This window comes from Rhodococcus sp. 05-340-2, from assembly GCF_002258915.1.
In the GTDB taxonomy this organism is placed as follows: domain Bacteria; phylum Actinomycetota; class Actinomycetes; order Mycobacteriales; family Mycobacteriaceae; genus Rhodococcoides.
On sequence record NZ_NOYU01000006.1, the window covers coordinates 517,623 to 539,831 of the forward strand.

Below are 22,209 nucleotides of genomic sequence, written 5' to 3' on the forward strand. Positions count from 1 at the left end.
TCAGTGCGCGTGGCTGGGGTTCGAGGCCGGCTCTTCCTCGCTACCCGCACCGGGCTCGCCGAGCATCGCGGCACCGACCAAAGCGTCGGGAATTCCGAAGCCGTCGACGAGCAGTTCGGCGTGCGGACGCAGGGTGCGGCACCGTTCGTTGATGGCGCGCGTGACGGCCTTGGATCGCTCGGTGGACAGGTAGCGGTGCTCGATGAACCAGGCCTTGTCCGCCTCGATCACCGACAACGCGTACAGGTCGCAGACCTCGTCGAGCAGATCCTTGGTGGCGGGATCCTCACACGATTCGATACCGGCGATGAACGCCTCGAAGATGATGCGGTCGATATGCGCGCTCGCGGCATGGAGCACGTGATCCTGCACCGCGTTGAACGCCTCGAACGGGCTGGTCTCCTTGGACTTGGACTGCAGCCGGCGTGCGACGGTGGAGAGCAGGTACTCCTCGCGATCCTCGAACATCTTGACCTGGGTGCCGCGGTTGAACAGCGACCCCTCCTCCTCGTTGTCCTGACGTCGATCGAGGATGGTCTGCATGATCGCTTGGGCCGCAGTGCGTTTGACGACGCGGTCGCCCACCATGTCGGCGGCGAACTTGACCCATTCGACCGGGCTCATGGACTTGACGTCGTCCGCGTACGCGGTGAGCAGCTCCTTGGCGACCAGCTGCGTGAGCACGTGATTGTCGCCCTCGAACGTGGTGAACACATCGGTGTCGGCCTTGAGGGAGATCAATCGGTTCTCGGCGAGATAGCCTGCGCCGCCGCATGCTTCGCGGGCTTCCTGGATCGCGGCGGTCGCATGCCAGGTGTTCGCGGCCTTGAGGCCTGCCGCCCTGGACTCGAGCTCGCGCTGCTCCTCGGCGTCGGGGTTGTCCGCGGTCTGCAGCTCGTGCATCTTCGACACGAGCTCGTTCTGTGCGAACTGCAGGGCGTAGGACTTGGCGATGAGCGGGAACAGTCGACGCTGATGCACCAGGTAGTCCATGATCAGGACCTCCTGATCGGAATCGGGTGCGGCGAACTGCCTGCGCTGCAACGCATATCGCGTCGCGATGTCGAGGGCGACGCGGGCGGCCGCGGCGGCACTGCCGCCGACCGTGACGCGGCCGCGGATCAACGTGCCGAGCATCGTGAAGAACCGTCGAGACTTGTTCTCGATGGGAGAGGAGTACGTACCGTCGGCGGACACGTCGGCGTACTTGTTGAGCAAGTTGTCGCGCGGGATGCGGACGTGATCGAACATGAGGCGGCCGTTGTCGACGCCGGGTAGACCACCCTTGTACTGGCAGTCCGAGGTGGTGACACCGGGCAGATCGTCACCGTTCTCGTCGCGGAGCGGAACGAAGAAGCAGTGCACGCCGTGACCCTCGGGCTCCTCGCCCGGGCCTGCGGTGATGAGCTGTGCGAACACGGCGGCGACGGTCGCGGTTTCGGCGGCACCGCCGATGTAGTCCTTGCGCGAGGACGGCGTCGGGGAGTTGATGACGAACTCGTCCGTCTCCGGGTCGTACGTGGCCGTGGTCTCGAGCGACTGCACGTCGCTGCCGTGTCCGGTCTCGGTCATGGCGAAGCAGCCGAGCAGATCGAGGCTGATGATCTTGGGGACGTAGGCCTCGTGATGGCGTTCGGTGCCGAGGTTCTCGATGGCACCACCGAACAGTCCCCACTGGACGCCGGCCTTGACCATCAGCGACAGGTCGCTCATCGCGAGCATCTCGATCATCGTCACCGCTGCACCGACGTCGCCGGTGCCGCCGTGTTCCTTCTTGAAGCCGTTGTCGGCTGCACCGGCAGCGGCGAGCAACTTGAGCTGCTCCATTGCCTTCGTGCGGGCGATGACGGTGTTCGGCGTGTAGTGCGGACGGAACTCGTCGCGTGCAAGTTGCTGACGCGCCTGGTTCTTCACATCTCGCCAGCGGCCGTCCAGAGTGTTCCGAAGGTGATCCGTTGTGGTTGCCATACTCGACGGTAACCTTTTGCCGCCGCGCGTGAGGGCCGGAAAGTCAGACCGGCCAGACGAATTCTCTGAACACCGCTCTGCAGTTGCGCCAGAAGCCCGTTTTCGCGTACGGACCGTCGTGGAACAGCGACGCACAGTTGTCCTCCAGCGCCCTGTTCACCAGGGGGCTGAAGTCGGTGAATTCGCTGACCAGGAACTCCTTGAAGCCCGACGGCCAGGCGTGCTGGGCTGGTTCGTGTTGTGCCTCCACGACCGCGAGTGTAATGCAGCAGTAACATCGATGTTACAAATCACACCTACTTCAGGAGCGCGAACGCCTCCTGAGCAACGAGGAACGCGTAGCTGGACGGGATCAGATCGATCGCTCCATCGGCCTGGAATTGTTCGGTGACGATCCAGTCCTGACCGGACGCATCGGTGGCCAGGAACGCGCCCGCCAGATCTCCGGGCGCGCTGCCACCCTTGAACCCCGAATACGGCCACAGCGCCGCGTCGAGCTGGATGCCCGGGGTGATCGCCAGGATGCGACGGTTCTCCTCGGCCGCATCACTCGTGGCCAGGTAACCCATCGCGGCACAGACGTCCTGCGCGTTGGCGAACCACTCGACCCCGTCGGCCGACGCCGGGTTCTCGAGGAAGTTCTCGAAGTCGATCTCGAGCGGCCTCGCGTCCGCCTGCTCGAGCAGTTCGGCCCGGGAGTCGGGGTCTGCGCCCGACCACTCGGCCCGCATGTTCGGATCGCCGAATCCGATGACGAAGAACTGCCGGGTGTCCATCATCGGTGTCATCACCGACGGATCGTGATGCCCCATGACTCCGAGTTGGCGTTCGACCCGCTCGCGGCCGAGGCGATCCATCAGCAGATCCGTGGCGGTGTTGTCGGACAACGAGATCATCTTCTCGGCCGCGTCGCGGACCGACACCTTCGTGCCGTCGGGCAGATTCTGCAGTTCGCCGGACGGCGCGCTCTTGGTCTTGTCACGAATGGTGAGCTGTTCGTCCCACCGGACGGTGCCTGCCTCGATCTCGTCGGTGAGTGCGCCGAGGACGTACAGCTTGAACACCGACCCGAGTGGAAGCACCGAGTCCGCGTTGGTGGAGTAGATCGACTCGCAGTCACCGCCGTTGAGCCGTGACGCGCTGTAGGAGTAGTTCGGAGCCACCTTCGACAGTGCCGCGTCCAGATCGTCGAACGACGAGACCGTGGGAGTGTCCGGCCGGGCCAGGAAGCCGTCGAGCTTGCCGTCGGCATCGATCGACGTCGTGATCGTGGCCGGGATGCCCGCGGTGGTGAAGTGCAGAATGCCGGAGTTCGGACCGGCCTCGAAGCTCGTGGCCACGTTCGGCGCGCCGGCGCGCAACTGTTCGAGTGGGGTGGCGAGCCCGCCCAGCGGTGCGACGGCCTCGGCCAGCTCGGGGCCGGTGACTGCCTCGACCTCGGCGGGGTCGGGTGCGTTCTCGGCGTTGATCCACCGCAGGATGCGTTCGTTGAGTGCGCCCACGGGAGTGGAGGTGTCGACGGCGAAGTCCGGAGCGGTCGTGGTGGGTACGGGCGCTGCGGACGTGCCCCCGCAGGCGGTCAGCGTCAGAGTTGCGGCCACGACCACCCCTACGAGTCTGGTCACGGTGCGCGTCGTCATGCTGCGATGCTAGTGGATTCGGACATTTCGGCACCCGTCCAGTCTCGGTACGGCCGGTCGGGTGCTGTGGCAGTGTGCTCTGGCGTGCTGACTTCCGAAGACGTCCGTCGAATCGACTCCGATCATCTCTGGCACCCCTACAGTCGGTTTCCGGCGGGTGCGACGCCGCTGGTGGTCGACAGTGCGTCGGGAGTGCGGCTGACGTTGGCCGACGGCAGGCAACTCATCGACGGGATGAGCTCGTGGTGGGCGGCGGTGCACGGCTACCGGCATCCGGTGCTCGACGCCGCCGCCCACGATCAGCTGGGCCGGATGAGCCACGTCATGTTCGGCGGACTGACACACGCTCCGGCGGCCCGGTTGGCCGAGTTGCTGGTCGACATCACCCCCGCGGGGCTCGACAAGGTGTTTCTCGCCGATTCCGGATCGGTCTCGGTGGAGGTCGCGGTGAAGATGGCGTTGCAGTACTGGCGCGGACGCGGTGAGAACGGTCGCACTCGTCTGTTGACCTGGCGCGGCGGGTACCACGGAGACACGTTCGCTCCGATGAGCGTGTGCGATCCGGACGGCGGGATGCACACGCTGTGGACCGATGTGCTCGCGAAGCAGGTGTTCGCTCCGGCTCCGCCCACGGAGTTCGACGCCGGCTACGTCGCCGAATTCGAGCGGGTACTCCGCGAGCACGCGAGCGAACTGGCGGCGATCATCGTCGAGCCGATCGTCCAGGGGGCGGGCGGGATGCGGTTCCACGACGCGCGCTATCTCGCGGAACTGCGCCGCCTGGCCGACGAGTACGGCGTGCTGCTGATCTTCGACGAGATCGCAACCGGGTTCGGTCGGACCGGAGAGTTGTTCGCCGCCGACCACGCCGGAGTCGCGCCCGACATCATCTGCGTAGGCAAGGCGTTGACGGGCGGATATCTGACCTTGGCGGCGACGCTGTGCACCACCGAGGTGGCCGAGACCGTCTCGGGCGGTGAGGCCGGGGGCCTGATGCACGGGCCGACGTTCATGGGTAATCCGCTGGCGTGCGCGATCGCGGTGGCGTCGGTGGAATTGCTGCTCTCGCGCGACTGGCGCACCGAGGTCGCAGCTCTGGCATCGGGGCTGGCCGACGGCCTCGCACCGGCCCGGTCTCTGCCGGGAGTCGCCGACGTTCGCGTTCTCGGCGGCATCGGCGTGGTCGAGATGCGCAGCCCGGTGGACATGGCACGGGCCACGGCAGCCGCCGTCGACGCAGGGGTGTGGCTGCGGCCGTTCGGCCGTCTGGTGTACGCGATGCCGCCGTTCATCTGCACCGGCGCGGAGGTCTCTGCCATCGCCGATGCACTGGTGGCGGTGGCGCGCGACGGTACTTGAACAGCGTTCAAGTATGGTGCTGCCATGACCGCTCTGGATTGGCTCGACGCCACCGCGCACGCCCGACGCGAGGCCGGCCTCGAGCGCATCGTGATCCCCCGCACGGCCGAGGACACGATCCTCGATCTGGCGTCGAACGATTACCTCGGCCTGTCCAGGCATCCGGCCGTCATCGACGGAGCCTGCGCTGCTGCGCGCCGATGGGGTGCCGGATCCACCGGATCGCGGCTGGTCACCGGTACCACGACGGCACACGAGCGCCTCGAGGACGATCTCGCCGAGTTCGTCGGAGCCGAGGCCGGACTGGTGTTCTCCTCCGGCTACACCGCCAACCTCGGGATCGTGACGGCACTGGCGGGCCGAGACGCGCTGGTGATCTCCGACGCTGCGTCGCACGCCTCGCTCATCGACGCCTGTCGCCTGTCTCGGGCGCGAGTGGCCGTCGCTCGGCACTGCGACACCGACCATGTGGACGAGCTGTTGCGCGAGCGTCCCGAACAGCGGGCCCTCGTGGTGACCGACTCGGTCTTCAGCGCCGACGGCGATCTCGCGCCACTGGCCGAGCTGTACGCGGTGTGTCGGAGACGGAACGCGGTGCTCGTCGTCGACGAGGCACACGGATTGGGCGTACGCGGGGACGGTGGACGGGGAGCCGTCCACGAAGCAGGCCTCGCCGGGGCACCCGACCTGGTGATCACCGCAACGTTGTCCAAGGCCCTCGGGTCGCAGGGTGGAGTGGTTCTCGGGCCGGCCGCGGTTCGCACTCAGGTGCTGCACGGTGCGCGCACGTTCGTGTTCGACACCGGTCTCGCCCCTGCATCCGTCGGCGCGGCATCGGCCGCGCTGACAGTGCTGCGAGGCGAACCCGATCGCGTGGCCGCAATCGGTGCTCGGGCAACACAACTGGCCACTGCAGCAGGAGTGGAACCGACCGCATCGGCAGTCGTTCCGGTGGTCCTGGGCGACGCGCAGCGTGCGGTGCGCGCGGCGGGGGACTGCCTCGAGCTCGGCGTCCGCGTCGGATGCTTCCGGCCACCGTCGGTTCCCCCGAACGCATCTCGGCTGCGATTGACAGCGCGCGCCGATCTCACCGACTCCGATGTCGACCGTGCAGCGTCGGTCCTCGCGGCGGTGTTGAATGCGGCGGTTCTTCGGTGACGGTTCTGCTCGTGACCGGAACGTCGACCGGCGTCGGCAAGACCGTGATCACCGCAGCACTCGCGGCGGCAGCACGGGCAGGCGGACGGACCGTCGCGGTGTGCAAGCCGGCGCAGACCGGCGTCGGGGGTGACTACTCCGATGAGGCCGATATCGATGTGGTGCAACGCCTTTCGGGCGTTCGAGGAGTGGAGCTGGCGCGGTACCCCGAGCCGCTGGCTCCGGATGTCGCGGCCCGTCGATCGGGTCGGCCGATGCTCGAACTCGACGCTGTGGTCGACACTGTGCGCGCGCTCGACGCGGCCCACGACCTTGTGCTGGTCGAAGGCGCGGGCGGAGTGGCGGTGCGCCTGGGTGCCGAAGGGTTCACCGTGCTCGACATCGCCGGTGCCGTCGGCGCATCGATGCTGGTCGTGGCAGGGGCGGAGCTGGGAACGCTCAATCACAGCGTGCTGACCGTCGCAGCTGTGCGTGCAGCGGGCGTGACGTGTGCCGGCCTGGTCATCGGGTCGTGGCCGACCGAACCGAGTTTGGCGGCGCGGGTCAACCTGGAGGAGTTGCCACTCGTGACGGGCGTCGAGTTGATCGCATCGGCGCCCGGCGGTGCAGGCGCGTTGGACGAGAAGGAATTCGGTGCGCTCGCCCGCACGATCTTCGGCGAGTTTACTGATTCGTTACTCGGGTAACCGACGAGGAACGTCTGCCGCTTCGGCATTCGAAACAGATCGGGAGTTCCAATTATGAGTACCGCAGTGTGGATCATCGTTGCAGTAGTCGTCGTAGTGTTGATTGTTGCCGTCGCCTTGATCGTGGCGCGCAAAGGCAAGGAGCGAAAGAGGCTGGAAGCGAACGACATTCGCGAAAAGGCAGCCGATCAAGCGGCCATCGTGGAGGAGCGTGAGCTGCTGGCTCGCGAAAGTGAGGCCAAGGCGCGTCGGGCGCAGGCCGAGGCCGACGTCAAAGCCGCCGAGGCGGAGAAGCTTGCGCAGCAGGCGCAGTCTCATCAGGGTGTCGCCGCGTCGTCCCGCGACGAGGTCGATTCGCAGTTCGAGCGCGCGAATCGGATCGACCCGGACGTCAAGAACGGCCGGAACATGACAAACGACCGCAACGTGCGAGATGACCGGAACGTCGCAGATGACCGGGACATCGCCGGCGACCGCAATGTGACGGGCGATCGGAACGTGACGGACGACCGCCACGTCACAGGCCACCGGAACGTCGTGGGCGATCCGGACGTGCCCCCGACAGCACCCCGGCACGAGCGGAACTAGTCGGTCGAATTGTGCGGTAGCTCGAGCTCGACGACCGCGTGTTCGCCGATATTCGGCCGCTCGTTGGTGATCTTGGCCTTGGCGTAGGCCATCAGGTTGGAGACCTTCGATCCGGGGGTCGACCAGTACTCCGCACCTTCGGCAGCCACGTGTATCAGTGCCACCTCACGAGAATCGGGGTTCTTCTCGAACCACGTGGCCGCCCGGGTGTTCCACAGTTCCTCGGCCTTCGTCCGGTTCTCGACGACGGCCGCGGTGCCGGACAGGGACACCCAGCCTTCGCCGGACTGGAACGAGACGTTGACCGTCGGATTCGCCGCGATGTCGGCCACCTTGCGGGAGTCGTGTGCGGCGAAGAACCAGAGGTCGCCGTCGAACTCGGCTTCCTGCAGCGCCATCGGACGAGAGATGAGGTGGCCGTCTCGGCCGACGGTGGTGAACATGCAGAGTCCGGCTTCGGACATCAGTTCGGCGACTGTGGTGACGCCATCGGTGTTTGTCATCGAAAGTAAATACCCGAGGCGGGGGCGTTCAATCGCCGAAACCAGGTCCACTCCCCGTTTCGTCGATTATTACGCCCTGTAGTTGGTGATTCCGCCGAACCTGGGACACTGGAGGACGTGACTGTTTCCCCCGGCGACGACGCCCCCGTATCGGCCCAGCTGTTCGCCCGCGCAAGTGCTGTGATCCCCGGCGGCGTCAACTCGCCGGTACGCGCATTCGCGTCGGTCGGCGGAACGCCTCGCTTCATCACGCAGGCCAGCGGATACACCATGACCGACGCCGACGGAAAGTCGTACGTCGACCTCATCTCGTCCTGGGGTCCGATGATCCATGGGCACGCCCATCCGGCCATCGTCGAGGCCGTCCAGAAAGCAGCGGCAACGGGTCTGTCGTTCGGTGCACCCACCGAGCGAGAAATCGAGCTCGCCGAGGAAATCGTGCGCCGCGTCGGCCCCGTCGACCAGGTTCGTCTTGTGAATTCGGGCACAGAGGCCACCATGAGCGCAGTGCGCCTGGCCCGCGGCTTCACCGGCCGCACCAAGATCCTCAAATTCTCCGGCTGCTACCACGGCCACGTCGACGCCCTACTGGCCGACGCAGGCTCGGGACTGGCCACTTTCGGGCTGCCGACCTCGCCCGGCGTCACCGGCGCACAGGCGTCGGACACCATCGTCGTTCCCTACAACGACCTCGCCGCCGTCACCGCAGCCTTCGAGGCCAATCCCGGCCAGATCGCGTGCATCATCACCGAAGCGGCCGCAGGCAACATGGGAGCGATTGCGCCGGTCGCCGGCTTCAACGAGGGGCTGCGCCGCCTCGCGACCGAGCAGGGCGCGCTGCTGATCATGGACGAGGTGATGACCGGATTCCGCGTCAGCGCCGCCGGTTGGTACGGCATCGACGGTGTCGCGGGCGACCTCTACACCTTCGGCAAGGTGATGTCCGGCGGACTGCCTGCCGCCGCATTCGGTGGTCGAGCGGACGTGATGGCCTACCTCGCGCCGGCCGGGCCGGTGTACCAGGCAGGCACGCTCAGCGGTAACCCCGTCGCCGTCGCCGCCGGATTGACGAGTCTGCAACTGGCCGACGCAGCCGTCTACGAGAAGCTGCAGACCAACTCGCAGCGACTCGGAACACTGCTCGGCGACGCCCTCACGGCCGAAGGCGTCACCCATCAGGTGCAGTTCGCGGGCACTATGGTGAGTGTGTTCTTCTCCGATGGGCCCGTCACCGATTACGCGCAGGCCAAGGCCGCGCAGACGTGGCGATACCCGGCGTTCTTCCACGCTTTCCTCTCGCGCGGCGTCTACCCGCCGCCGAGCGCATTCGAGGCCTGGTTCGTCTCCGCCGCCCTCGACGACCGAGCTTTCGAGATCATCGCCGACGCAGCCCCCGCCGCCGCGAAAGCAGCGGCCGCCGCCACGGCCCCGCTGTGACGTCTACACAGAACTGATTTCCCCACCCGACCAACGAGAAACAGGACCCCGACGTGACCGAGGCCCCCGCAGCACATCCGCACTCGACGACGCGCACCATCGTGCACGTCCTCCGGCACGGCGAGGTGCACAACCCCAAGGGCATCCTGTACGGGCGGTTGCCGGGCTTCAAGCTGTCGGTGACCGGCCAGGCTCAGGCCAAGTCGGTGGCGGACGCGCTCGCCGGCCACGACATCACCCACGTCGTGGCATCGCCGCTCCTGCGCGCGCAGGAGACCGCCGGACCCATCGCCGCGGCTCACGGCCTGACGATCGCCGAGGACGAGAACCTCATCGAGGCAGGCAACGAATTCGAGGGGCTGCGAGTCGCCGTCGGTGACGGAGCGCTGCGCAGGCCCAGGCACTGGTGGAAGCTTCGCGATCCTTTCACCCCGTCCTGGGGCGAGCCGTACCTGCAGATCGCGCACCGCATGCTCGCCGCCGTCAACGCGGCCCGCGTCGAAGCCGTCGGGCACGAGGCCGTCTGCGTCAGCCACCAGCTGCCGGTGTGGACTCTGCGCCGATTCCTGCAGGGTGACCGGCTCTGGCACGACCCGCGCAATCGTCAGTGCGGGCTCGCGTCACTGACCTCGTTGGTCTACGAGGGGGATCAGCTCGTCGACCTCGTCTACTCCGAGCCCGCGGGAGCATCCGATCCGAGGATCTCCGGTGCGTAGATTCTTCCTCGCCGTCTGTGCAGCGTCTGCGATCGCTCTTGTCGCAGGCTGCTCGACCGGCACCGACGCAGTGGCGCAGGGTGGCACCTTCCAGTTCGTCTCACCCGGCGGCAAGACCGACATCTTCTACGAGCCCGACGAGCGCGGCACCATCGGCGAACTGTCCGGGCCGGATCTGATGACCGAGGGCAAGACGACCTCGTTGTCCGACTACGACGGTGACGTCGTCGTCCTCAACGTCTGGGGCCAGTGGTGCGGTCCGTGCCGCGGTGAGGCCGACGACCTCGAAGATGTCTACGAGGCCACCAAGTCCCTGGGCGTCGAATTCCTCGGCATCAACGTGCGCGACGAGTCGCAGACCGCCGCGCAGGACTTCGTCGTCAGCAACAACGTGAGCTACTCGTCGATCTACGACCCGCCGATGCGCACCCTGAACGCGCTCGGCGGCGTCCCCACCTCGGTCATCCCGACCACCGTTGTACTCGACCGGCAGCATCGCGTCGCGGCAGTGTTCCTGCGTGAGCTGCTCGCCGAGGACCTGCAACCCGTCGTCGAACGCGTGGCAGCCGAGGAGCCAGTGCAGCCGTGACCGAGACGATGTATCTCGCCGGGATAGGCGCGAGTTTCCAGGAAGCCGCGGCCTCCGGGCCGCTGATCCTGGCCCTCGGTGCCTGCGTCCTGGCCGGGCTCGTCTCCTTCGCATCACCGTGCGTCGTTCCACTGGTGCCGGGTTACCTGTCTTACCTCGCCGGAGTCGTCGGAGCCGACGCCCCGGCCGTCAGCGCCGACGAGGCGGCCGTGAAGACGAAAGTGCGCAGCGGCCGGTTGCGCGTGGCCGGAGCGGCTGGACTGTTCGTACTCGGATTCACCGTTGTGTTCGTCCTCGCCACCGCGTCGGTGTTCGGAGCGATCTCCGTCCTTGCGATCAACCGCGAACTGCTCATGCGGATCGGCGGCGTCGTCACCATCGCGATGGGCCTGGTGTTCGTCGGACTGATCCCGGCCCTGCAGCGCGACGTGCGCTTCGAGCCGAAGCAGATCGGCTCGTTGGCCGGAGCGCCGCTGCTCGGCGGCGTGTTCGCACTCGGATGGACTCCGTGCCTTGGGCCGACGCTCGCGGGCGTCATCTCACTCGCCGCCGGGACCGACGGAACGACGGCAGCGCGAGGCGTCGTCCTCATCGTGGCCTACTGCCTCGGCCTCGGCTTACCGTTCGTGATCCTCGCGTTCGGTTCGGTCAGCGCGCTGCGAGGCGTCGGCTGGCTACGTACACACGCACGACAGATACAGGTGTTCGGCGGAATCATGTTGATAGCGGTAGGAATTGCACTGGTCACCGGTGCCTGGGATCAATTCGTCGGCTGGGTGCGCGACGCCTTCGTCTCCGATGTGGTGTTGCCGATATGACCGCCGACACCGAAGAGCGCACCGAAGCGTCACCGCCCCACAAGCAATCGATGCTGGGCAGGGGAGTGGCCCTGGTCCGCAACACCTGGCGTGGCCTGACCAGCATGCGCACCGCGCTGGTGCTGCTGTTCCTGCTGGCCTTCGCCGCGGTACCCGGTGCCCTGGTGCCGCAGCGCAGCCTCAACGCGGGCAAGGTCGACGAATACATCGCCAACCGCCCGACCCTCGGCCCGATCATGGACAAGCTGGAACTGTTCGACGTCTTCGGCAGCTTCTGGTTCACCGCGATCTACGCGCTGTTGTTCATCTCGCTGATCGGCTGCATCCTGCCGCGCTGCATCGAGCACGCGAAGCAACTGCGCACCAAGCCCGTTCGCGCGCCCCGCAACCTCTCGCGCCTGCCGCACCACACCCGCTACGACGTCGACGGAACGCCGGAGGAGATCGCCGCACAGGTGCGCACTCAGTTGCGCGGCTGGCGCGTCGCCCAGCGAACCGAAGACGGCGGAGCAGTGACGCTGTCGGCGGAGAAGGGCTACGTCCGTGAACTCGGCAACCTCGTCTTCCACCTCTCGCTCGTCGGACTGCTCGCCGCCATCGCCATGGGCAAGCTGCTCGGCTACGAGGGCAACCGCATCGTCATCGCCGACGACGGCCCAGGCTTCTGCACCTCGACCCCGGCGAACTACGACTCGTTCCGCGCAGGCAACCTCGTCGACGGCACCGACCTCGAACCACTGTGCGTGCGCGTCAAGGACTTCACGGCCGACTACCTCGACAACGGCCAGGCCGAGATGTTCACCTCCAACATCGAGTACCAGGCAGGTCAGGACCTGACCGACAACGTCTGGCGCGACGACCAACTTCAGGTCAACCACCCACTGCGTGTGGCAGGGGACCGCGTCTACCTGCAGGGCCACGGCTACGCACCCACCTTCACCGTGACGTTCCCCAACGGCGAAACCCGCACCGACACCATCCAATGGCAGCCGACGGACGCCACGACGTTCCTCTCCAGCGGAGTGCTGCGCGTCGACCCGCCCGGCGGCCTCTACACCGACCCCCTGGACCGCCGGAAGAACCAGATCGCCATCGAAGGACTGTTCGCACCGACGGCGTCGTTCCACGGCAGTCTGCTGTCGTCGAGCTTCCCCGCCATGAACGACCCAGCCGTCGCCATCGACATCTACAAGGGTGACACCGGACTCGACACCGGACTGCCGCAGTCCATCTTCTCGCTCGACCAGGAAATGATCGCCCAGGGACGCCTCGTCAAACAGGACCGCGTCAACCTGATGCCGGGAGAATCCGCGACGCTGAGCGACGGCACCGTCGTCACGTTCGACGGAGCGAAGGAATTCGTCAACCTTCAGGTCTCGCACGACCCCGCGCAGACCTGGGTGCTCGTCTTCGCACTCACGATGATGGGCGGACTGCTCGTCTCACTGGTGATCAAGCGTCGCAGAATCTGGGTCCGACTCACGGCCGACGCCCAGGCACGACGTACTGTAGTAGACCTCGGCGGACTTGCACGCACCGATCAGGCGGGGTGGGGCGAAGAGTTCGACCGCCTGTGCACCCGCCTGCTCGGCGACACCTCGAAACAGGAGAACTGACCGATGCCGATCAACGAGACCCTCTCGCAGTACAGCGACTGGTCCTTCGAATCAGCGTTCACCATCTACGTGCTCGCATTCGTCCTGCTCATCGCCCAGTACGCCTCCGCCAAGGCGACGGCCGTCCAGGCCAAGGAACTCGTCGGCGCCGGTGCCCCCGTTGCCGACAGCCGACCGGGACGCGTCGTGGAAACGCCGAAGCGACCGCTCTCCGATCGACTCGCAGGCATGGGCTTCGCACTGCTCGCCCCGGCCCTCGCACTGCACATCGCCTCGGTGGTGCTCCGCGGCTTCGCCACCCACCGCTTCCCGCTCGGCAACATGTACGAGTTCGTCACCATGGCCACCGCAGCCGCGGCCCTCACCTCGGTGGTCGCGCTGCGCAAGAAGACGATGCGCCCGATGCTCGTATTCGTCCTCGCACCGATCATCGTGCTGATGTTCTTCGCCGCCACCAAGCTCTACGCCGACGCCGCTCCGGTCGTCCCCGCGCTGCGCTCGTACTGGCTGCCCATCCACGTCACCATCGTCAGCGTCGGCAGCGGCATTCTGCTGGTCTCCGGCGTCGCCTCCCTGCTGTTCCTGCTGCGCATCAAGCAGCCCCTCGGTGAGGAAAGCCTGGGATTCTGGGGCAAGTTCGCCTCCAAGCTGCCCGACGCCCAAGCCCTCGACCGACTCGCCTACAAGACAACCATCGTCGCCTTCCCGCTCTTCGGAGCCGGCGTCATCCTCGGCGCAATCTGGGCCGAAGCCGCATGGGGACGTTTCTGGGGCTGGGACCCCAAAGAGACGATGTCGTTCATCACCTGGATCATCTACGCCGCCTACCTGCACGCCCGCGCCACCTCCGGATGGCGCAACACCCGCGCCGCCTGGATCAACATCGCAGGATTCACCGCCATGCTCTTCAACCTCTTCATCATCAACATGGTGGTCTCGGGACTGCACAGCTACGCGGGACTGAACTGACCTTCTCCTCGTTCACAAGCTCCACTTCTGAATCTTCGGGTCGTTCCGCAGGCTCCACTCTCGCCTGCCAGCTGGTAGCGTCCGATCCGGCTCGATGGGGGACACATCCGAGCACGGATCTTCGATGTGGGACGCGAACTGGGGGGAATCGGTCATGGCCGATCGGCACGAGAACAACTGGCAACCCGTCCGGCCACTGGACGACGACGTTCCCGAAGAACACGTGCCCCTGCCGGCGACACCTCCCGTTCGATCCGATCTGGCGGCCGGCGCAACCGCCGCCGTAGCCGAGCCGGAGGCCAAGGCCGCGGCGCAGCGAGAGCCATTTCGATCGACCCCCATCACCATGCCGCCCGAAAGCGTCGACGATCCGCCCGTATCGCAGCCCGAGCCCGCGCCGACACCGCCGCCGGTTCCTGCACCGAGGGCCGCCGAATCCGCTGCCCAACCGAAGGACGGGTCTGCACCGGCGAAGGAGGCCGCGGTCGCCGCGACCCCGGCCGAGGTGGACAAGACCGCAACGGCAACACCGTCGACGCCCGTGGCACCGCCGAAGACCCCCGTGAAACCAATTCCTGCACCCGCACCGCCCGAAGCCGGGCAGATCCCGAGCCCACCCGTCGTATCGGGACCGCCCCCGCCGCAGGTCCCGGTGTCTCAGAACCCGGTGTCTCAGAACCATTGGGCTCCGCAGAATTTCGGTGGGTCGCAGAATTTCGGTGGGGCGCAGAATCAAGCTGGGGCGCAGAACAATTGGGTACCGCAGAACCCGCATGGGCAGTTCGCGCCGGAGGGGCAATGGAATCCCCAGAATCAGTGGAACGCCCAGAATCAGTGGGGGCCTCAGCCCGGTCAGTGGCCTCAGCCGCAACCGCAGCATCAGCCACATCCGAGTCGGCCTCAGCCGCTTGGGCATGGCCCGGGCGACGCGTTGATGGTCGCGCCAGGAGCGATGCCGGCCGTTGACCCGAGTCGGACGGGTGAGCACCTGGTCCCGCAGCAGGTGTCCTCGCTCGATCTCGGCAGTTCGTTGCTCGTCCGATCAGGGAATGCGCCGCCGGTGTCGGGGTGGCGTCGGGCGCTGTATTCGATGTCCCGCGGTCGTCTGGATGTGGGTAACAGTGCCACCCAGCAGCGACGCCTGGCTTTGACCGCGCAGGTGGATCGGCCCCTTGCCGGGTGTTATCGCGTCGCGGTGCTGTCGCTGAAGGGGGGTGTCGGTAAGACCACGACGACGGCCACACTCGGCTCGACGTTCGCCGAGATTCGAGGTGATCGGGTGATCGCTATCGATGCCAACCCCGATCGTGGAACGCTGGGGCAGAAGGTACCGCCCGAGACGACCGCCACCGTTCGTAACCTGTTGCGCGACATACAGTCTCTGGACCGCTACAGCGACGTCAGGGCCTACACGTCGCAGAACGTGCATCGGCTGGAAGTACTGGCATCCGATTCGGATCCGGCGGCTTCGGAGGCGTTCAGCGGTGAGGATTACGATCGCGCCGCGTCGCTGTTGGAGAAGTTCTACAGCATCGTCATCACGGACTGCGGCACCGGTCTGATGCACTCGGCCATGGAGAGCATTCTCCAGGGAACCGACACTCTGGTGGTGGTCAGCTCGGCCTCGGTGGACGGCGTACGGAGTGCATCGGCAACGTTGGATTGGCTGGATGCGCACGGCTACCGCGAACTGGTCGCCAAATCGGTTGCGGTGGTCAACGGGGTTCGGCCGAGAGCCGGAAAAATCGACCTGCACAAAGTTGTCGAACACTTCGAGCAGCGGTGCGCTCGGGTGCGGACGATCCCGTTCGACCCGCATCTCGAGGAGGGGGCGGAAATCGAACTCGATCGTCTTCGTGGTCGCACGCGAAAGGCACTGTTGGAAGTCGCGGCGGCGGTAGCGGCAGGATTCCCCGACGCGCCCACCGCTTCCCACCGCAACTGAGAACTACCGGACCTTACTCACTGGGTTCGGTACCGGCCTCGGTCCCGTCTTTCCCTCCGCGGCGAGCTTCACGGTTGATTCGCCACAGAAAATCGGGATCGTCATCGGGTCCGACAGTGCGGGTCGGTGGAGCCTGGGTGCTGGGTCCGAATGCCTTCCAGAACAGCACGATCACTGCCACCAAGCCGATCAACGCCAATAGATAGATCACGACGCACCTCCTACTACGAGGGTAGCCGTGATGCAACGGCCCCCGCACCCGTCGAGCGTCGAAGATTCCTGAGAATGTTCGATGAGTTCGTCAGGGTGCGGCTACCGCGGGCGGTGTGCTCTCCGGGGCTTGCGAATCAGTGGTGTGCGCCGGCTTCCGTAGTCAGAGAGGTCAGCAGTTGCATGACCTCGGTCTCACGGAATCGACGGTGCCCGCCCGGAGTGCGGAGCGAACCGAGGCGGCCGGCGTGTGCCCAGCGTGTCACCGTCTTGGGATCGACGTGAAAAAGCGCGGCTACCTGACCCGGCGTGAGAAGTGAGTCCTGAGCCTTGTGGAATGTGGGTGCGCTCATCTGTCGTGTCCTCCTACGATTCGGTTCGGCGCATATGCGTCGAACCGGAGATATCGGTCTCTTGCGTTCGATCCCCATGGTTGCACTCGAACCCCTAGGTACTCGACTGATACAAGGTTGGTAAAGGGGAGGTAATGGACAAATCGGTCATGCCGGGGGTGGGTCGGAGTGCCGGCCGAGCCCGGTAGATTGGGACCCGTGAGTGACGCGACGAATGCCGACAGCAACGATCCGACCAGCGAAAATGTCGCGCCAGGTAGGTCGGCGAAGAAGTCTCTCGCCGTCAACCTCGGTGTCTACACCTTCGCGCGACTGGCGCTCGTCATCGTGATCGCCGCCGTCATCGTCGGCGTCGGTTTACTCTTCGGCGTCGAAGTTCCGGTGCTCGTGGCCGCGATTTTCTCGGTGCTGATCTCGCTGCCACTGTCGCTGCTCTTGTTCAAGAACATGCGCATCCGCGTGAACGAATCCATCGCAGCTGTCGACGAGGACAGGCGCGCCGCCCGCGCGGACCTGCAGTCGAAGCTGCGCGGTGAAGACGGCAAGAAATGACCAGGTCGGTCGATCACTCCGGGTCACGGGCATGGGTCGACAACGCGGTCCGGTTGATCGAGGCCGATTCCCAGCGCAGCGCCGACACGCACCTGCTGCGATACCCCCTCCCCGCAGCCTGGGGAATCTCGCTATACCTCAAGGACGAGTCGACGCACATCACCGGCAGCCTGAAGCATCGGCTGGCTCGGTCGCTCTTTCTGTACGCAATCTGCAACGGCTGGGTCACCGAACGCACCACGGTGATCGAGGCATCGTCGGGCTCCACTGCCGTCAGTGAAGCGTATTTCGCCGGACTGCTCGGACTGAAGTTCGTCGCCGTGATGCCACGGAGCACCAGCCCGGCCAAGGTCGCACTCATCGAGTCCCATGGTGGAAGGTGCCACTTCGTCGATCGGCCCGGCGAGATGTACACCGAGGCGCATCGACTCGCGGCCGAGCCCGACAGTCACTACATGGACCAGTTCACACACGCCGAACGGGCCACCGACTGGCGCGGAAACAACAACATCGCGGAGTCCATCTTCGACCAACTTCGGCTCGAGGAATGCCCCATTCCCGACTGGGTGGTCGTCGGTGCGGGGACCGGAGGAACCAGCGCCACCATCGGCCGCTACATCCGATATCGCAGGCATGCAACGCAATTGGCAGTGGTGGACCCCGAGAATTCGGCGTTCATCGGCGGCTACGAGTCCGGGGACGCGGGCTACGAGACAGGACTGTCCTCCCGGATCGAGGGCATCGGCCGACCGCGCGTGGAACCCTCGTTCGTCGGCCAGGTGATCGATCGCATGATCGCAGTGCCCGACGCCGCCTCCGTGGCCGCCGCACGATTCACCTCGGACGCACTCGGCAAACGAGTGGGCGGATCGACGGGCACCAACATCTGGGGTGCCTTCGGATTGATCGCGGAGATGATCGCCGCAGGCCGCAGTGGCAGTGTGGTGACGCTGCTGTGCGACGGCGGAGATCGGTATTCGCAGACCTACTTCGACGACACCTGGGTCTCGAACCAGGGGATGGATCTCGACGAACCGACCGCAGCCCTCGAACAGTTCATTCGTACCGGGGTGCTCTGAGGCGAGCTACTTGCTCACCGCCATCGATGCCGCCGCAGTTGCAGCGGACACCGCCCCGACCGCCGGCCAGGCACCGATCTTCTTGGCCAGCGGGTGCGAAGCACCGAACGCAACGAGGTAGGTCCCGAGCAGCACACCGGCGCGGGTCGAACCGGAAGACTTCTGCCACCGAGTCGTACATGCCACGCCGACGGCTGCCAGAACCGCTCCGCCGAGCTGACGATTGTGCGACTTCCGGGCAACGGCGAAGCCGCCGAGCAGACCTCCGGCAGCGAGTGCGGACGTGGCAAGTGAGCGACGAGAGTCGGTGATGAGCATGGTCATCACCCTAGCCGCGCCTGCACCCGCAGGCTCCTCGCCAAGTGGTCTCGTTGCTCGATCACCAAGCGCCGCAGGGCCGCCGGTGCCCATTCGTGCTCGGCGATCCAGCTGTCCGCGGCCTCCGTCGACGACTGCTGCGGGAACAAGCGGACGACGATTCGCCTGGCGATCTCGATGCTGCGCGAGGTCCACAACGAGGAGATGGACTCGAAGTACCGGTTGTCGTAAGGCTGGGTCAGGTCCGGTCGGTGCCCCGCTCCGAAGCCGGTGATGAAGGCGTCGAGAACATCGTTGGACGCATCGTCGCGCTCGGTGATCGCAGTCCACGCCCTCGCTTTGACCTCGGCATCGGGTATCGCCGTCGACGCTGCGGTGTGCGCGGTACGTCCCGACGAGGTGTCATCGGAGGCCAGCTCTGCGTCGAGCTCGGCCGAGGTCGCGTTCCCGGTTGCGGCCAGAGCCAACCAGAACGACCAGCGCTGGTCGGGATCGAGACGTAGGCCCGACACCGTAGCCGTGCCGTCGAGAAGTGCGCGCAAGTCGGCTGCGCGGGAGCCGTCGAGTTGGGCCGCGGCCGCAGTGGCTCGCGCCCACACCAACTGGGTATCGCTCCCAGGCTCGCTCGCGTGCAGTTGCGTCCACGACGCCTCGAGCCACTGCCGGATCGGTTCGGCCCGTCGGTCCTTCGGAAGGTAGTGCTCGAGGGTGTACGCCACGTTCGCCGTGACCGCTGACAGCAGGCCGATCTTGGGTTCGTTCGGTGCGAATTGGGTTGCAATGTCGATATATTCGAGTGCAGACAGCTCGGCGTCGCGGGTGGAGTTCCACAGCGCCGACCACACCAGGCCTCGGGCGAGAGGATCGACGATGCGATCGAGGTGGTTCCGCACGGTGGTAGTCGAGCGCTCGTCGAATCGGATCTTGGCGTACGTCAGGTCGTCGTCGTTGAGCAGAACCAGCGCGGCATCGGGAAAGTCGACCGGCGTTCGTGCCTCGGTGATGTCGAGCTCTCGACGGTCGGTTCTCGTCAGATTCCCGGCCTCGTCGAGGTCGTAGAGCCCGACGGCAATTCGGTGAGGCCGCGGATCTGTCTGCTCGACGGCATCGCCGGTGTAACTGAGCGTGGAGACACCGGTGGTCTGCAGCCATGCTGCAGCCCAGGTGTCGAGGTCGCGTCCGCTCGCGGTGGACATGTCGCTCAGCAAATCGGTCAGTGTGGTGTTCCCGAAAGCATGGGTGCGGAAGTAGGTGCGGGACGCTGCGAAGAAGGCGTCTGCACCCACGAACGCCCCGAGTTGTTTGAGGACACTCGCCCCCTTGGCGTAGGTGATGCCGTCGAAGTTGAGCTTCGCGGCCTCGAGGTCGGTGATGTCCGCGACGATCGGGTGGGTGGTCGGGAGCTGATCCTGCAGGTACGCCCACGCTTTCCGCCGATTGGCGAAGCTGACCCAGGCATCGGTGAATCGGGTGGCCTCGGCCGACGCGTACGCACCCATGAAGTCCGCGAAGGATTCCTTGAGCCACAGGTCATCCCACCACTGCATCGTGACGAGGTCGCCGAACCACATGTGCGCCATCTCGTGGAGAATCGTGTTTGCGCGGGCTTCGTACTGAGCTTCGGTTGCCGCAGAACGGAATACGTACGATTCGGTGAACGTGACGAGGCCGGGATTCTCCATCGCGCCGAGGTTGTACTCGGGGACGAAGATCTGGTCGTACTTTCCGAACGGGTACGGGTAGTCGAACTTGTCGTGAAAGAAGTCCAGGCCCCGCTTCGTGGTGTCGAAGATGTCCTCGGCGTCGAAGTGCTCGGAGAGAGACGCGCGGCAATAGGCGCCGAGGGGGACGGTGAGTTCGCCTCGCGTCCAGGACGATTGGACGCGGTGATACGGACCGGCCGCAACTGCGGTGATGTAGGTCGATATCGGCAGGGTCGGCGCGAATGTGGTGACCGTGTCGGCGGTGACTCCCTCGCGGTTCGAAAGCACGGTCCATTTCGGTGGAGCCGTGACCGTCAGAGTGAATGGGGCTTTGAGGTCCGGTTGCTCGAAGTTCGCGAACACCCGGCGTGCATCGGCCGGTTCGTACTGCGTGTAGAGGTAGACGTTGTCGTCGACGGGATCGACGAACCGATGTAGTCCTTCACCCGACCGGCTGTACCGTCCCTGCGCACGAATCCGGACGATGTTGTGCTCGGCGAGCCCGACCAGTTGAATCCGGGAGCCGTCGTAATCGACCGCCGTGTCGATGCCGTTCACGGTGACTTCGTCGACTGCTGCACCGATGAAATCCACCCATGTCGCAGCCGTGGTCGCGTCGAATTCGATGGTTGTCACGGTCTCGAAGGTGTCGAGGTCCGCATCCTCTGCGCGTAGAAGATCCAGGTGAACGCGGTAATTCACCCCGCTGATGTGGCGCGATCGCCTACGAGTTTCGGTCCGGGTCAGATTCGCGGTGCTCACCGAACCAACCCTATGCGATCGGTTTTCACAGGGTCGGCGCGGTGAAGTAGTGATTTCCGAGAGGGTCGGCGATATGAAGGACACCTTCCGGTAGTAGTTCGGTGCGCCAGAGCTTGCGCGTTTTGAGGTTGTGGTGGAGCCGGCAGCGTGGTCCGATGTTCGTCTGGATCGTCCAACCCCCTCGCTCCGGATTCTGCCGATCGAATTCGACGATGTGGTCGAGGTCGCACCGCTCCGAAGGCACGTTGCAGCCAGGATGCAGGCAGTACGGATGTTCGGCCCGAACCTGCGCGGCAAGGGCCCTGCTCGGGCCGTAGGTCAGTGCCCCCGGCGGCGGGGTCGTCATGCCTCCGTGGCCGTCGGGGTGTAGGGCGTGGACTGCGCGAGGATTGTTCTCGACGATGGCACGCCAGCGTTCGATCAAGGTCCCTCCGCCCGGTCTCGATCGAGTCGTTGTATCGGGTGGGAGTGGGTCCGTCGGTGACTTGTCCAGTTGCTCCCTCGTCGGGCGCTCGGGTCCCGGCGGTGCGGAACTCGTTCCCTCGGTGGCTGTTTCACCGGTGGCGTCGGCATTTGCGTCCGAACGTTCGGGCTTCACTGCCACCGGCTCACCGTGTTCGGGAGCCTCGGTATCCGCGACGTCACCTCGAGAGGTCAGGCACGTCGAGCACTCGCACAGCAGTGTCTCGCCGCGCATCAGTGCAGTCTGTGCGTCGCCCCGTCGTTGATCGTCCGAACGCGGATCCTCGGGGTGCAAGCGGGAGACTTCGGCACCGATTCGCGAAAGCTGTTCGTCGGCTTCGCCGTCGGTCATCACGGCGGTGAGGCTCGACAGTCCTCGTGCCCGTCGACGAACCCGGATGCGCTTCTCTGTGCGCGCGGCACGCTTGCGTACTTCGCGGTCCCAATCCGGATCGGCTTCGGTGAGCAGTCGGTCGATCTCGCGACCCAGGGTGCCCGGTGCCATTTCTGCGGCAGCTTTGAGAACCTCGGGTTCGATGGCGACGACTGTTTCCGGACGCGCATGAAGCAGATGGTCGTGGATCGTCTTGACCCGCTCCATGTCGAGCGAGCCGTCGATGAAACTGTTCCGTACGAGGGGACGCAGTTGACGCCACATTTGAAGCTTGTTGTGAACGGCGGCGAAGGTGGACGACAGTGCCGCAGCAAGTTCGCAGATCGCCGAGCTGTACAGATCTTTTTCGGTCACTCCTGTGTCCCACGGCGAGGCGCATAGTGT

The 22,209-nt window shown here is 65.7% G+C and carries 22 protein-coding genes; 13 read left to right on the forward strand and 9 right to left on the reverse strand.

From position 1 onward, the window contains the following. The 3 genes from CH271_RS04015 to CH271_RS04025 are packed head-to-tail and all read right to left on the reverse strand — an operon-like array spanning position 1 to position 3,608. Positions 1-1,968, reverse strand: coding sequence for an acyl-CoA dehydrogenase family protein (locus CH271_RS04015; protein WP_094632708.1), 1,968 nt, complete (start codon positions 1,966-1,968; stop codon positions 1-3). A gap of 43 nt (positions 1,969-2,011) precedes the next feature. Further along, on the reverse strand, positions 2,012-2,218 hold the full coding sequence (locus CH271_RS04020; RefSeq protein WP_037186995.1) for a hypothetical protein: 207 nt from the start codon (positions 2,216-2,218) through the stop codon (positions 2,012-2,014). Positions 2,219-2,264: 46 nt separating this feature from the next. Next, positions 2,265-3,608: a serine hydrolase gene (locus tag CH271_RS04025; RefSeq protein WP_094632709.1), complete on the reverse strand. Its 1,344-nt coding sequence runs from the start codon at positions 3,606-3,608 to the stop codon at positions 2,265-2,267. Positions 3,609-3,692: 84 nt separating this feature from the next. Between CH271_RS04025 and CH271_RS04030 the strand changes: the two genes are divergently transcribed. From CH271_RS04030 to CH271_RS04045, 4 genes are read left to right on the forward strand one after another with little or no spacing between them, the layout of a single operon-like run. Continuing rightward, positions 3,693-4,967: an adenosylmethionine--8-amino-7-oxononanoate transaminase gene (locus CH271_RS04030; RefSeq protein WP_373453591.1), complete on the forward strand. Its 1,275-nt coding sequence runs from the start codon at positions 3,693-3,695 to the stop codon at positions 4,965-4,967. 24 nt (positions 4,968-4,991) lie between these two features. Next, entirely contained in the window at positions 4,992-6,125 is a 1,134-nt protein-coding gene (locus tag CH271_RS04035) for an 8-amino-7-oxononanoate synthase (RefSeq protein WP_094632710.1), read from the forward strand. Beyond that, positions 6,122-6,811 (forward strand): dethiobiotin synthase, encoded by a 690-nt coding sequence (bioD, locus tag CH271_RS04040; RefSeq protein WP_094632711.1) that lies wholly within the window; start codon positions 6,122-6,124, stop codon positions 6,809-6,811. Before CH271_RS04035 ends, bioD begins: the two co-directional genes overlap by 4 nt. A 54-nt stretch (positions 6,812-6,865) precedes the next feature. Further along, a complete protein-coding gene (locus CH271_RS04045) occupies positions 6,866-7,399 on the forward strand; it encodes a hypothetical protein (protein WP_094632712.1) in 534 nt (177 codons plus the stop codon). On the opposite strand, the gene CH271_RS04050 is transcribed toward CH271_RS04045, so the two are convergent. Continuing rightward, a complete protein-coding gene (locus CH271_RS04050) occupies positions 7,396-7,902 on the reverse strand; it encodes a pyridoxamine 5'-phosphate oxidase family protein (RefSeq protein ID WP_037187003.1) in 507 nt (168 codons plus the stop codon). The two genes, CH271_RS04045 and CH271_RS04050, sit on opposite strands and share 4 nt — an antisense overlap. 117 nt (positions 7,903-8,019) lie before the next feature. Between CH271_RS04050 and hemL the strand changes: the two genes are divergently transcribed. The 7 genes from hemL to CH271_RS29485 all read left to right on the forward strand — a co-directional run bounded on the left by hemL (position 8,020) and on the right by CH271_RS29485 (position 15,992). Continuing rightward, positions 8,020-9,339 carry a glutamate-1-semialdehyde 2,1-aminomutase gene (gene hemL / locus CH271_RS04055; protein ID WP_094632713.1) on the forward strand — a complete coding sequence of 440 codons (1,320 nt, stop codon included), beginning with the start codon at positions 8,020-8,022 and terminating at the stop codon, positions 9,337-9,339. A gap of 53 nt (positions 9,340-9,392) precedes the next feature. Continuing rightward, positions 9,393-10,055, forward strand: a complete 663-nt coding sequence (locus CH271_RS04060) for a histidine phosphatase family protein (RefSeq protein WP_094632714.1) — start codon at positions 9,393-9,395, stop codon at positions 10,053-10,055. Continuing rightward, positions 10,048-10,644 (forward strand): TlpA disulfide reductase family protein, encoded by a 597-nt coding sequence (locus CH271_RS04065; RefSeq protein ID WP_037187012.1) that lies wholly within the window; start codon positions 10,048-10,050, stop codon positions 10,642-10,644. Before CH271_RS04060 ends, CH271_RS04065 begins: the two co-directional genes overlap by 8 nt. 8 nt (positions 10,645-10,652) lie before the next feature. Then, positions 10,653-11,462, forward strand: a complete 810-nt coding sequence (locus CH271_RS04070; RefSeq protein WP_037188672.1) for a cytochrome c biogenesis CcdA family protein — start codon at positions 10,653-10,655, stop codon at positions 11,460-11,462. After that, positions 11,459-13,078 (forward strand): cytochrome c biogenesis protein ResB, encoded by a 1,620-nt coding sequence (resB, locus tag CH271_RS04075; protein ID WP_037187015.1) that lies wholly within the window; start codon positions 11,459-11,461, stop codon positions 13,076-13,078. Before CH271_RS04070 ends, resB begins: the two co-directional genes overlap by 4 nt. Positions 13,079-13,081: 3 nt before the next feature. Next, the gene (ccsB, locus tag CH271_RS04080) at positions 13,082-14,047 is read left to right on the forward strand and encodes a c-type cytochrome biogenesis protein CcsB (RefSeq protein WP_037187018.1); all 966 of its coding nucleotides are present in this window, start codon (positions 13,082-13,084) and stop codon (positions 14,045-14,047) included. A gap of 667 nt (positions 14,048-14,714) precedes the next feature. Then, positions 14,715-15,992 carry a MinD/ParA family ATP-binding protein gene (locus CH271_RS29485; RefSeq protein ID WP_373453592.1) on the forward strand — a complete coding sequence of 426 codons (1,278 nt, stop codon included), beginning with the start codon at positions 14,715-14,717 and terminating at the stop codon, positions 15,990-15,992. Between the two features lie 13 nt (positions 15,993-16,005). On the opposite strand, the gene CH271_RS04090 is transcribed toward CH271_RS29485, so the two are convergent. Next, a complete protein-coding gene (locus CH271_RS04090; protein ID WP_032393904.1) occupies positions 16,006-16,203 on the reverse strand; it encodes a hypothetical protein in 198 nt (65 codons plus the stop codon). Positions 16,204-16,339: 136 nt separating this feature from the next. Next, the gene (locus tag CH271_RS04095; protein WP_037187021.1) at positions 16,340-16,555 is read right to left on the reverse strand and encodes a BldC family transcriptional regulator; all 216 of its coding nucleotides are present in this window, start codon (positions 16,553-16,555) and stop codon (positions 16,340-16,342) included. 198 nt (positions 16,556-16,753) lie between these two features. On the opposite strand from CH271_RS04095, the gene CH271_RS04100 reads away from it, so the two are divergent. Then, on the forward strand, positions 16,754-17,107 hold the full coding sequence (locus CH271_RS04100; RefSeq protein WP_082323524.1) for a DUF4229 domain-containing protein: 354 nt from the start codon (positions 16,754-16,756) through the stop codon (positions 17,105-17,107). Further along, positions 17,104-18,186: a PLP-dependent cysteine synthase family protein gene (locus tag CH271_RS04105; RefSeq protein ID WP_037187023.1), complete on the forward strand. Its 1,083-nt coding sequence runs from the start codon at positions 17,104-17,106 to the stop codon at positions 18,184-18,186. The genes CH271_RS04100 and CH271_RS04105 overlap by 4 nt, the downstream gene beginning before the upstream one ends. A gap of 6 nt (positions 18,187-18,192) precedes the next feature. Here CH271_RS04105 and CH271_RS04110 read toward each other — a convergent pair whose 3' ends face one another. From CH271_RS04110 to CH271_RS04120, 3 genes are read right to left on the reverse strand one after another with little or no spacing between them, the layout of a single operon-like run. Further along, the gene (locus CH271_RS04110; RefSeq protein ID WP_094632782.1) at positions 18,193-18,504 is read right to left on the reverse strand and encodes a hypothetical protein; all 312 of its coding nucleotides are present in this window, start codon (positions 18,502-18,504) and stop codon (positions 18,193-18,195) included. Between the two features lie 5 nt (positions 18,505-18,509). After that, positions 18,510-20,969, reverse strand: a complete 2,460-nt coding sequence (gene pepN, locus CH271_RS04115) for an aminopeptidase N (protein WP_094632715.1) — start codon at positions 20,967-20,969, stop codon at positions 18,510-18,512. A 25-nt stretch (positions 20,970-20,994) separates the two neighbouring features. Then, positions 20,995-22,179, reverse strand: coding sequence for an HNH endonuclease signature motif containing protein (locus CH271_RS04120; RefSeq protein WP_179274751.1), 1,185 nt, complete (start codon positions 22,177-22,179; stop codon positions 20,995-20,997). Positions 22,180-22,209 lie beyond the last annotated feature (30 nt).

What these genes read in the sequence shown, in the direction of transcription:
- CH271_RS04015 (WP_094632708.1), bottom strand. Translation starts at nt 1,968, where the DNA reads ATGGCAACCACAACGGATCACCTTCGGAACACTCTGGACGGCCGCTGG.
- CH271_RS04025 (WP_094632709.1), bottom strand. Translation starts at nt 3,608, where the DNA reads ATGACGACGCGCACCGTGACCAGACTCGTAGGGGTGGTCGTGGCCGCA.
- CH271_RS04035 (WP_094632710.1), top strand. Translation starts at nt 4,992, where the DNA reads ATGACCGCTCTGGATTGGCTCGACGCCACCGCGCACGCCCGACGCGAG.
- CH271_RS04045 (WP_094632712.1), top strand. Translation starts at nt 6,866, where the DNA reads ATGAGTACCGCAGTGTGGATCATCGTTGCAGTAGTCGTCGTAGTGTTG.
- CH271_RS04050 (WP_037187003.1), bottom strand. Translation starts at nt 7,902, where the DNA reads ATGACAAACACCGATGGCGTCACCACAGTCGCCGAACTGATGTCCGAA.
- CH271_RS04070 (WP_037188672.1), top strand. Translation starts at nt 10,653, where the DNA reads ATGTATCTCGCCGGGATAGGCGCGAGTTTCCAGGAAGCCGCGGCCTCC.
- resB (WP_037187015.1), top strand. Translation starts at nt 11,459, where the DNA reads ATGACCGCCGACACCGAAGAGCGCACCGAAGCGTCACCGCCCCACAAG.
- ccsB (WP_037187018.1), top strand. Translation starts at nt 13,082, where the DNA reads ATGCCGATCAACGAGACCCTCTCGCAGTACAGCGACTGGTCCTTCGAA.
- CH271_RS04095 (WP_037187021.1), bottom strand. Translation starts at nt 16,555, where the DNA reads ATGAGCGCACCCACATTCCACAAGGCTCAGGACTCACTTCTCACGCCG.
- CH271_RS04105 (WP_037187023.1), top strand. Translation starts at nt 17,104, where the DNA reads ATGACCAGGTCGGTCGATCACTCCGGGTCACGGGCATGGGTCGACAAC.
- CH271_RS04110 (WP_094632782.1), bottom strand. Translation starts at nt 18,504, where the DNA reads ATGCTCATCACCGACTCTCGTCGCTCACTTGCCACGTCCGCACTCGCT.